General features: G+C 68.8%; 9 protein-coding genes. All 9 read left to right on the top strand.

Translation table 11 applies throughout. The features are described 5' to 3' along the window. The first annotated feature begins 29 nt into the window (after positions 1–29). The 9 genes from AB8619_RS05465 (at position 30) to ispG (ending at position 10,337) form a co-directional block, all read left to right on the top strand. Positions 30–1,625: a peptidoglycan DD-metalloendopeptidase family protein gene (locus AB8619_RS05465; protein WP_436795450.1), complete on the top strand. Its 1,596-nt coding sequence runs from the start codon at positions 30–32 to the stop codon at positions 1,623–1,625. Between the two features lie 197 nt (positions 1,626–1,822). Further along, positions 1,823–2,800: a 30S ribosomal protein S2 gene (rpsB, locus tag AB8619_RS05470; protein WP_436795451.1), complete on the top strand. Its 978-nt coding sequence runs from the start codon at positions 1,823–1,825 to the stop codon at positions 2,798–2,800. Between the two features lie 5 nt (positions 2,801–2,805). After that, positions 2,806–3,600: a translation elongation factor Ts gene (gene tsf, locus AB8619_RS05475; RefSeq protein WP_436795452.1), complete on the top strand. Its 795-nt coding sequence runs from the start codon at positions 2,806–2,808 to the stop codon at positions 3,598–3,600. Between the two features lie 47 nt (positions 3,601–3,647). After that, complete coding sequence (pyrH, locus tag AB8619_RS05480) at positions 3,648–4,367, top strand: UMP kinase (protein WP_436796347.1); 720 nt, start codon at positions 3,648–3,650, stop codon at positions 4,365–4,367. A 94-nt stretch (positions 4,368–4,461) separates the two neighbouring features. Beyond that, a complete protein-coding gene (gene frr, locus AB8619_RS05485; RefSeq protein ID WP_436796348.1) occupies positions 4,462–5,019 on the top strand; it encodes a ribosome recycling factor in 558 nt (185 codons plus the stop codon). 21 nt (positions 5,020–5,040) lie between these two features. Then, entirely contained in the window at positions 5,041–6,552 is a 1,512-nt protein-coding gene (locus AB8619_RS05490) for a phosphatidate cytidylyltransferase (protein ID WP_436795453.1), read from the top strand. 42 nt (positions 6,553–6,594) lie between these two features. After that, entirely contained in the window at positions 6,595–7,770 is a 1,176-nt protein-coding gene (locus AB8619_RS05495; RefSeq protein ID WP_436795454.1) for a 1-deoxy-D-xylulose-5-phosphate reductoisomerase, read from the top strand. Next, positions 7,767–9,101: a M50 family metallopeptidase gene (locus tag AB8619_RS05500; protein WP_436795455.1), complete on the top strand. Its 1,335-nt coding sequence runs from the start codon at positions 7,767–7,769 to the stop codon at positions 9,099–9,101. The genes AB8619_RS05495 and AB8619_RS05500 overlap by 4 nt, the downstream gene beginning before the upstream one ends. A gap of 6 nt (positions 9,102–9,107) precedes the next feature. Then, positions 9,108–10,337: a flavodoxin-dependent (E)-4-hydroxy-3-methylbut-2-enyl-diphosphate synthase gene (gene ispG, locus AB8619_RS05505; RefSeq protein WP_436795456.1), complete on the top strand. Its 1,230-nt coding sequence runs from the start codon at positions 9,108–9,110 to the stop codon at positions 10,335–10,337. Positions 10,338–10,411 lie beyond the last annotated feature (74 nt).

Here is a 10,411-nt window from a genome sequence, read left to right on the forward strand (position 1 = left end):
CCCCCGGCATCAGAGCAGGAGGAAGCCCCATGGGCATCCGGAGTGGAGCGTGCGTGCTCGCGCTCGTGGCGGCAGTCGTCGTCCAGAGCGCCGTCCCGGCAGGAGCCGACGACGTCGTCACGTACCGACCGCCGGTCGACGCACCGATCAGTGACCCGTTCCGCCCGCCGAAGTCGGCCTACGGGCCGGGCAATCGGGGCCTCACCTACGAACTCCCGCCGGGGACGCCGGTTCATGCGGCGGCGCCCGGCCGTGTGGTGTTCGCAGGTTGGGTGGCGGGGACCCGACATGTGACCGTGCTGCACGCCGACGGGCTGCGGACCAGCTATTCGTTCCTGGAGTCGGTCGTCGTACGTCGGGGGGTCGACGTGTCGGCCGGCGACATCGTCGGCACCGGGGGAGTCGGGTTCCACTTCGGGGTGCGCGACGGCGACGTGTACCTCGACCCGGCATCGTTGTTCGGCGTCGTCGAGGTCCGCGTCCGGCTCGTGCCTCACGACGAACCGCGGCCGCCGACCGACGAGGGGCTGCTCCGAGAGCGGATCGCCCTCACGCGGACAGTGCGGGAGAAGGGACTGGTCCGCCGTGCCGTCGAGTGGGGCACCGACCTCGCCGAACGTCGAGTCGAGCGGGCGTTGGGCACCGTCCACGTCCTGCGCCAACTCGATCCGTCGAGCATCGTCGTCGACGGCATGCGGTCGCTCCTCGAGCAGCGACTGCAGGACTGTACGGACGATGCCATCGAGACGCCGGTGCGCCCCGCCGCCGACCACGTGGCCCTGCTCGTGGCCGGCTACGGGTCGGATTCGCGTTCGGCCGCCGTCGACGACATCGCCACCAGCGAGCTCGGCTACGCCGACGACGACGTCGCCCGGTTCAGCTATGCGGGCGGCCGTACGCCGCCGGACGAACCCGGTGGGAGCGCCCTCACATCCCTCCTGACCAGGGACTACACGGCTGACGACACCTTCACCGACCTCCGTCTCCACGGCGTCGCGCTGGCCGACCTGGTCGAGGCCGCAGCGGCCGCCCGCCCCGGTGCCCCCATCGACCTGCTCGCGCACAGCCAGGGTGGGATCGTGGTCCGGTTGGCGTTGCTCGAGTTGGAGGAGCGGGGTCGACTCGACCTCCTCGGGTCCGTCGTCACCATCGGGTCACCACATCGCGGGGTCGACCTCGGCACCGGGGCGCTCCTCGCAGACCCGCTCGTGCACGGCCTGCTCGCTCCGGTCGCCGAGTGGACGAACGGTGGCGTGGACTCCGATGCGCCGTCGGTCCTGCAGATGGCCGAGACGTCGACCGTGATGCTCGAACTCGAGCGCGACGGCGTGCCCGACGGCGTCGACTTCCGCACGATCGGCGCCGTGGGCGACCTGGTCGTCACCGGCGACAAGACCACGGTTCCGGGTCACCCCGCAGCGTTGGTCGATCTCCGCGGGCCCGGTGCGCACGGGGACCTGCCCGGTGCGGCGTCCACGACCCGGGAACTCGCCCTCGCCCTGGCCGGTCGCGATCCCGGATGCCGCAGGTTCCGGGAGTCGGTCGTCGGCGCGTTCGTTCCGCAGACGATCTCGTTCGTCGAGAACGCCGTCCTCGCCTCCATGGTGGCCTCGACGCCGCCGTGATCCGGTCGCGCCGACCCGACCCGGTTTCCCCGCAGGCCCGGGGGTCCCTACACTGGCCCGTCGGCCCAGGCGTCCGCCCGAGCCGCAACGAAGCAACCAATCCTCCCGTCGGGTCACCCCACGGTCGCAGCGTCCCTTCCGGGGCCGGTGCGCCGGCCTGGCGGCAGTTCAACCGAGGGGCAACAAGAGGAGTACCCGTGGCCGTCGTCACGATGAAGCAGCTGTTGGAAGCCGGAGTCCACTTCGGTCACCAGACCCGCCGGTGGAACCCGAAGATGAAGCGTTTCATCTTCGGTGAGCGCAACGGCATCTACATCATCGATCTCGATCAGACGCTCGATCGCATCGAGACCGCCTACACCTTCGTCCGCGACCTCGTCGCCGACGGCGGCACGATCATGTTCGTGGGCACCAAGCGCCAGGCGCAGGACGCCGTGCAGTCCTACGCCGAGAAGTGCGGCATGCCCTACGTCAACCACCGTTGGCTCGGCGGCATGCTCACCAACTACCAGACCATGTCGAAGCGCGTCGCCAAGATGCAGGAATACCGACGCATGAAGGTCTCCGGTGAGTTCGAGGCCATGCCCAAGCGTGAGGCCCTCCAGAAGAGCCGCGAGCTCGACAAGCTCGAGAAGTACCTGTCCGGCATCGCCGGCATGGAGCGCCAGCCCGACGCCGTGTTCATCCTCGACACGAAGAAGGAGCACATCGGCGTCACCGAGGCCAACAAGCTCGGCATCCCGATCGTGGCCGTCGTCGACACCAACTGCGACCCGGACACCGTCCAGTTCGTGATCCCCGGAAACGACGACGCCATCCGCTCGGGCACCCTGATGTGCCGCGTGATCGCCGACGCCGTCGCCGAGGGTCGCTACATGGCGTCGCGCAAGGCCGAGGCCGACCAGGCCCGCAGCCTGCTCGACGAGGACAAGGTCGCGGCCGAGCAGGCCGAGGCCCGCCGCCTCGCCCTGGCCGAGGCCAAGGCCCGTGAAGCCCGCCTCGCCGGTGCTCCCACCGCGCCGTCGGTCGCCAACGCCGCTCCCGAAGAGGTCGCGGCTGCCGCGGCCGATCAGCAGGCTGCTGCCGCCGAGACGGCTGCTGCCGTGGCCCCCGCCGCCGATGAGGCGCCGGCCGAGGCCGCTCCCGAGACCACCCCTGACACCACGGAGGCCTGAGTTCGATGGCCGAGTTCACCGCGAAGGACGTCCAGGCGCTCCGCCAGGCCACTGGCGCCGGCATGATGGACGCGAAGAAGGCGCTCGTCGAGGCCGAAGGCGACTTCGATGCAGCCGCGAAGAAGCTGCGTGAGAAGGGTCTGGCCAAGGCCGCGACCCGCGCCGACCGAGACAACGTCGAAGGCGTCGTGGCGGTCGCCGACAGCGATGCCGGCGCAGCGATCATCCAGCTCAAGTCCGAGACCGACTTCTCGGCCAAGTCCGACGACTTCGTCGCTCTCGCCCAGGCGATCGCCGACGCGGTCGCTGCCGGTGGCCCTTCGGCCGCCGACGGGCTCCAGAGCCGGATCGACGACCTCAAGGTCACGCTCAAGGAGAACATCGAGCTCGGCTCGGTGACCCACGTGGCCAAGTCGGCCGAGACCGTCATCGACACCTACGTCCACGTCCAGGACGGACGCGGCGTCAACGGTGTCATCACCGTCCTCGAGGGCGGCGACGCCGACCTCGCCCACGACATCTCGATCCACATCGCCTTCACCAAGCCGGCGTACCTCACCCGCGACGAGGTCCCGCAGGCGGCGATCGACGAGGAGCGTGAGACGCTCACCGAGATCACCCGCAAGGAGGGCAAGCCCGAGGCGGCGCTCGAGAAGATCGTCGAAGGCAAGCTCGGCGGTTGGTTCCGGGATCAGGTGCTCATCGAGCAGAAGTTCGTCCGTGACGAGAAGCAGACGATCGAGAAGCTCCTCGGTGACGCCAAGCTCGTGAAGTTCGAACAGGTCGTCATCGGCGCCTGATCGTGTCCTCGACCGATCTGCCGCCAGCCCCCACGCCCGACGAACCCGTGCCCGAGACCCGTTGGAAGCGGGTCCTGCTCAAGTTGTCGGGCGAGGCGTTCGCCGGAGAGGCCGGGTTCGGCATCGACGGTGACACCGTCGGCCAGATCGCCGAAGAGGTCCTCGACTGCCGCCGCATGGGCGTCGACGTCGCCGTCGTCGTCGGTGGCGGCAACCTGTGGCGTGGCATGACCGGTGCCGGCAAGGGCATGGATCGTGCCCAGGCCGACTACATGGGCATGCTCGGGACGGTCATGAACGGCCTCGCGCTCCAGGACATCCTGGAGCGCAAGGGCCAGCCGACCCGGGTGCAGACCGCCATCCACATGGCCCAGGTCGCCGAGCCCTACATCCGTCGCAAGGCGATCCGGCACCTCGAGAAGGGCCGTGTCGTCATCTTCGCCGCAGGCACGGGCAACCCGTTCTTCACGACCGACACGACGGCGGCGCTCCGTGCCGTCGAGATCGAGGCCGAGGCCGTGCTCAAGGGCTCGCACTCCGGCGTCGACGGCATCTACACCGCCGATCCGCACAAGGATCCCGACGCGACCAAGATCGACGAGTTGTCCTATCTCGACGTGCTGAATCGTGGCCTCGCCGTGATGGACAGCACGGCGATCACGCTGTGCATGGACAACCACCTGCCGATCCTGGTCTTCGACCTGATGACGCCCGGCAACGTGCGGTCCATCTTGTCGGGTGAGGCGATCGGTACGCTGGTTTCGTGACCGTCGTTCGTCGGCCCCTGGGGGGCCTCCTCTCTGTCGAGTTGCTCGGCAGAGCCTCGCAACTCGCCGCCGGAGGTGTCTCGTGAGTGACGAGATGGTGGAGCTCATCCTCGACGACGTCCGCGAGAAGATGGCCGCGACCGTGTCGCACACCCGTGCCGACTTCTCGACCATCCGTACCGGCCGTGCATCGCCGGCGCTCGTCGAGAAGATGACCGTCGAGTACTACGGGTCCGAGGTGCCGATGCAACAGCTGGCCGGATTCAGCGTGCCCGAGGCCAGGACGCTCGTGATCACGCCGTTCGACAAGGGTGCGATGGCCGACATCGAGCGGGCCATCCAGCAGTCGGACCTCGGTCTGAACCCCGCCAACGACGGCGCGGTGATCCGCCTCCTCTTCCCGCAGCTCACCGAGGAACGACGCAAGGACTTCGTACGGGTCGTCAAGCAGAAGGCCGAGGACGGCCGGGTCCAGATCCGCAACCAGCGTCGGGCGGCGCGCCAGGAACTCGAAGCACTCCAGAAGGACGGCGACCTCTCCGAGGACGACCTGCGTCGAGCCGAAGCGGAGCTCGACAAGGTCACGCAGTCGAGAGAGGCCGAGATCGACAAGGCACTCGACCAGAAGGAGCAGGAGCTTCTCGAGGTCTGAGTCGCCGGAGGTGAACCCCCTATGACTGACGACGCAAACCCTGACGAGCCCCGTCGCCCCGATCCCGAGGGCGTGCGGATCATCGGCGCCGACGAGGCCGAGGCCGCGCTCGAACGCGACGACATCGCTCGTCGCCGCGGACCTGACGATCCCCGGCCCGGTGATCGGCCGCGCCGACCACCAGCCGACGCACCAGAGCCGGTGCTCCGGTTCCCGCTCTCGTCGACCGCAGGTGACGTCGAGGAACCGGCGCCCGACCTCCCACACTGGTCCGACCCGCCCACGGGCGAGTTCGGCGCGATCGGCGGCAGCCTCTTCGACGACGAACCGGCCGCGACCTCGGACTCCGAGTGGTCCGCACTCTCCTCTGGAGCGCCGCGGTGGCGCGACGGCGACGACGCCTGGTCCGACGAGCAGGACGTCCGCACCTTCGGGGACGACGACACCCGTATCGGCGCACTCGACGAGTCGGATCGCCCCGACCCCGAGGACTTCTTCAGCTTCGACGAGATCGCCGATCCGACACCAGGCCGGTCGGTCTTCGACGAAGGCGCTCCCGAGGAGTTCTACGACGACGACGCCGCCGAGTACTACGACGACGAGATCGACGATCCCGGCGATCCCCGCAAGATCGTCGTCGGTGGTGGACGGGTGACCCCCGGCGCTCCGGCCCGAGCCCGTGGCACCGCCGCCGCAGGCGTGGGGGGCGATCGAGACATCCGCCAAGCCGCCATCGTCGGCGTGGGCCTCATCGCCGTCGCCGCGATCCTGTTCATCCTCGGACCGGCATGGGCGACGATCCTCGTGGTCACCGTGGTCACGCTGGCCGCGGCGGAGTTCTTCACCAAGGTGACCGAGTTGGGCTACCAGCCGGCGACGCTCCTCGGCGTCGTCGGTACCGCCGGTGTCGTCATCGGGGCCTATCACCGCGGCGAGGCGGCGATCCCCGTCGCGATGTTCCTGATGCTCGCCGGCTCGATGTTGTGGTTCCTGATCGGCGCCGGCAAGGGACAGGCCACGCTGAACATCGGTGTGACGCTGCTCGGGTTCGTGTGGGTCGGTGTCTTCGGCTCCTTCGCCGCGGCGCTGCTCAGTGTGCAGGGCGGCGAAGGCGTGGGTTACGCCGGCAAGGGCATCCTCTTCGGCGCCATCCTCGCCACCGTCGGCTACGACGTCGGCGGCTACTTCGTGGGCCGGGGCATCGGGACGTCCACCTTCTCCGCAGCCTCCCCGAACAAGACCATCGAAGGGCTGATCGGCGGCTTCGTCTGCGCCCTCTCGGTCGGGATCATCTATGGCTTCCTCTCCGAGCCGCTCGGGACGTTGGGGGACGGATTCGTGCTCGGGCTGACGGTGGCCATCGTCGCCCCGCTCGGCGATCTGTGTCAGTCGATGATCAAGCGTGATCTCGGGATCAAGGACATGGGGTCGGTGCTCCCCGGTCACGGAGGGCTGCTCGACCGCTTCGATGCCCTCCTCTTCGTGCTCCCGGCGGTCTACTTCAGCGCCAAGCTGAGCGACTTCTTCCTCTAGGCCACGGCATCGTGTCGCCGTCACGTCGGTAGCCTCGTGGCTGTGACGACGACTGTCTCCATCGCCGGTTCGACCGGTTCCATCGGCACCCAGACACTCGAGGTCGTCGCCGCCGAACCCGACCGGTTCGAGGTCGTCGCCATCGGTGCCAACAGCTCGGTCGAGCTGCTGGCCGAGCAGGCCCACGCCATCCGGCCCAAGGTCGTGGCCATCGCCGACGACTCGCGAGCCTCCGAGCTCGCCGATGCCGTCCCTCCCGGTACCGAGGTCCACGCCGGGCCCGACGCGCTGGCCGACATCAGCAGCGCAGCCGACGTGTGTGTCAACGGTGTCGTGGGCTTCGCCGGCCTCCCCGTCACCCTGGGCACGCTCCACGCCGGCAAGCGGCTCGCGTTGGCCAACAAGGAGTCGCTCATCGCCGCTGCGCCGGTGGTGCAACAGGCCCGCCAGACCCCCGGCGCCGAGTTGGTGCCGGTCGACTCCGAGCACTGCGCCGTGCACATGTGCCTGCGGGCCAACGACAACGACGAGCGCATCGAGCGGGTGGTGCTCACCGCGTCGGGCGGCCCCTTCCGTGGCCGGACCCGTGACGAACTGGCCGAGGTGTCGATCGACGACGCCCTCGCTCATCCGACCTGGAGCATGGGCCCCAAGATCACCATCGACTCGTCGACGCTGATGAACAAGGGGCTCGAGGTCATCGAGGCCCACGAGTTGTTCGGTGTCTCCTACGACGACATCGACGTCGTCGTGCACCCGCAGTCGATCGTCCACTCGATGGTCGAGTACACCGACGGTGCCACGATCGCCCAGCTCTCGATGCCCGACATGTGCCTGCCGATCGCCTACGCCCTGGCCTACCCGGATCGCATCGGGACGCCCTTCGGTGCCATGGACTGGACCGCGGTCGGGCGACTGGACTTCGAGCCACCGGACCTCGAGGCCTTCCCGTGTCTGGGGTTGGCCTACCGGGCCGGACGGGCCGGAGGATCGGCCCCGGCGACGTTGAACGCCGCCAACGAGGTGGCCGTCCAGGCGTTCCTCGACGGGCGGATTCGCTGGGTCGACATCCCTGACGTACTCGATGCGGTCCTCGACCGGCATGATGGAGGGAGCGCCGACACCCTCGACCAGGTCCTGGACGCCGACGCATCTGCCCGACGGGTCGCCGCCGACATCATCGACGCCCGCTTCACCGACACAGGGTTCCGCTCGTGACCGATCTCCAGAAGCCAGAGCATCCGCCGACGCCGCCGGCCCCCGAGGGTCGACCGGCGGAGCCCGCTGCCGAGGGATCCTCGCCGGCGAAGCTCGGCATCCTCGCGGCACTCCTCGCGGTCGCCGGCTACTTCGGCGGGCTGTCGATGGTCATCGTGATCCTCTCGGTCGTGGTGATGATCTTCCTCCACGAGCTCGGCCACTACCTCGCCGCTCGCTGGGCCGGGATGAAGGTCACCGAGTTCTTCATCGGCTTCGGGCCGCGCATCTGGTCGTTCCAGCGGGGCGAGACCGAGTACGGGCTGAAGGCGATCCCCGCCGGTGCCTACGTCCGGGTCATCGGGATGAACAGCCTCGACGACACCCACGACCCCGCCGACGAGCCGCGGACCTATCGTCAGGCCTCGTTCCCCAAGCGATTCATCCTCGCCGTCGCCGGCTCGGGTATGCACTTCGCCCAGGCGTTCATCGCCCTCGTCGTGGTCTTCGCGATCGTCGGCATCCCCGGCGGACGGGACTTCGATCCCGACACGGTGGTCGAGCCCGCCCCGGTGATCGACCGCGTGCTCGGCGACTCCGCCGCAGCCGCCGTCGGCCTCCAGCCGGGCGACACGATCCTCGAACTCGACGGCGTGCCGGTCGACAACTGGAACCAGTTCCGGGCCGAGATCGGGGAGCAGCCGAACGACCAGGTCGAACTGACGATCCTCAGCGGCGGGGCCGTCTCGACCGTGCAGGTCGACCTGCAGGAGATCGCCGACCCTGACGGCGGAACGCGCGGGTCCCTCGGCGTGTCGCGGGTCCCGCCGGAGCGACCGCTCGCCACCGTGGGCCCCATCGACGCGGTCGGCGACGCCGCCTCCGACTTCAAGTACATCGGCGGTGAGGTCTTCGGGTTCCTCGGTCGGTTCTTCTCGCCCTCCGGCCTCAACGACTTCAGTGACGTCGTCGTGAACGCCGACACGAGCAACGACACCGTGTCCGCGGTCACCGGCGGCAGCGCCGTCGCCGAGGACGTCGCCGATCGACCGATGTCGCTCGTCGGCGCGGTCCGTCTGGGCTCCGACATCACCGACGCCGGCCTGTGGGGATTCCTCCTCTTCTACGCGCAGATCAACATCACCATCGGGATCATCAACCTGATGCCGTTCCCGCCGCTCGACGGAGGCCATGTGGTCGTCGCCGTGTACGAGCGAATCCGTGAGGGACGACGCGGCAAGCGCCACATCATCGACTACCGCCGTCTGATCCCCGTCGCCTACGCGATGTTCGTGTTGCTGGGACTCGTCTTCGTGACGACCACCTACCTCGACATCCTCGACGCGGTCTAGGCGCCCGTGGAGATCGGCGAATCGTCCTACCCGCGTCGCGAGACGCGGCAGATCATGGTCGGCGACGTCCCCGTCGGGGGCGGCGCACCGATCACCGTTCAGTCGATGACGATCACCAAGACGGCCGACGTCGACGGGACCCTCCAGCAGATCTACGCGCTGGCGGCGGCCGGTTGCGACATCGTCCGCTGCACGTGCAACGAGCCCGAGGCCGCCGAGGGCCTGGCACGCATCATCCCGCGCTCACCGGTGCCGATCGTCGCCGACATCCACCACCAGTACAAGCGAGCGCTCGAGGCGCTCGAGGCCGGCGTCCACTGCCTGCGACTGAACCCCGGCAACATCCGTAAGCCGGAGCACATCAAGGCCGTCGCGATGGAGGCCAAGGACCGGGGCGTGCCGATCCGCATCGGCGTCAACGGCGGCTCGCTCGATCCGGAGCTCTACGAGAAGTACGGCGACAAGGTCACGGCCGAGGCCATGGTCGAATCGGCCAAGATCGAGATCGGTCACTTCGAGGACGTCGGCTTCGACGACATCAAGATCTCGGTGAAGGCGTCGTCGGTGCCGCTGATGATCGAGGCGTACCGCCTCCTCGCCGACACCGTCGACTACCCGCTCCACCTCGGCGTCACCGAAGCCGGTCCGCCGCCCGGTGGCCTCATCAAGGCCACGGCCGGCATCGCCACCCTGTTGGCCGAGGGGATCGGCGACACCATCCGCTACTCGCTCACCGCCGACCCGGTGCAGGAAGCCAAGGCCGGACGCCAACTGCTCGAGGCGCTGGGTCTGCGTGAGCGCAAGAACGTCGACCTCATCGCCTGCCCGTCGTGTGGTCGGGCCGAGATCGACGTCTACAAGGTCGCCGAGGAAGCGCAAGCCGCCTTCGGTGATCTCGAGATCCCGCTCCAGGTCGCGGTCATGGGTTGTGTCGTCAACGGGCCGGGCGAGGCACGCGACGCCGACATCGGGATCGCCGCCGGCAACAAGCGTGGCCACCTCTTCGTCCGCGGCACCAACGTGGCGGTCGTCCCCGAGGACGAGATGGTCGACACGCTGGTCGAGTGGGCGACCTTCATGCACGAACACGGTGTCGAGAAGGCGATGGCGAAGGCCGACCTCACCGCCGCCAAGGAGGCCGCCGAGGCCGATCGAGCCCTCCTGCTCGAGGAGCAGGGCGACGACGCCAACATGTCGGAACAAGTCGTCGACCTCATCCGCAAGCACCGTGACTGACCCCAGTTCCTGGTTCTGGCCCTGATTTCTGGTTCTGGGTGCGCGATCGGGACGCTCAGCGTCCCGATCGCGCA

The sequence above is a fragment of the Actinospongiicola halichondriae genome (assembly GCF_049103745.1).
Lineage (GTDB): Bacteria > Actinomycetota > Acidimicrobiia > Acidimicrobiales > Salinilacustritrichaceae > Salinilacustrithrix > Salinilacustrithrix halichondriae.